Annotated in this window: 1 protein-coding gene; it reads right to left on the reverse strand. The window is 65.7% G+C overall.

Annotated elements, in window-relative coordinates; genetic code table 11:
- Positions 1-496 (reverse strand): AMP-binding protein (locus ACLEQD_RS45070; RefSeq protein WP_410392018.1); only part of this gene is annotated, 496 nt, incomplete at both ends.

Raw genomic sequence — 496 nt, forward strand, 5'->3', positions numbered from 1 at the left:
TGTTGGTGAGGGGCCGGCCGATGTTCGGAACCTCTGCGCGTCCCACCAGCGACCATGTTGAGTACGTCGTGTCTTCCGACGGGCCGTACAGGTTGTAGAGCTTCTTCACCGTCGGCACCGCGTAGACGGCCTTCGCCAGCGTCTCCGGCAACGCTTCGCCCGCGAGATTGATGACCTGGACGGACGGCGGTACTGCATTCAGCCGTACCAACTGCGCCATCGCCGACGGCACCGTGTTGATGAGCGTTACCTCCGCCTCGGGCTTCTCCTCCGCCAGATGCAGCGCATTGCGCACCACCACCACGCTGCCGCCTCGCACCAGCGGCGCGAAGAGCTCGAAGACGGAGAGGTCGAAGTTCAGGCTCGTCGCCGCGAGCACCGCCTTCGTCTCTTCCTGTGTGAACGTCTCCGTCGCCCACGCCAGGAAGGCCACGGCGTTCCGGTGCGTCACCGCCACGCCCTTCGGACGGCCCGTGCTTCCCGACGTGTAGATGAG

The organism is Corallococcus sp. 4LFB (assembly GCF_046520365.1).
GTDB lineage: Bacteria > Myxococcota > Myxococcia > Myxococcales > Myxococcaceae > Corallococcus > Corallococcus caeni.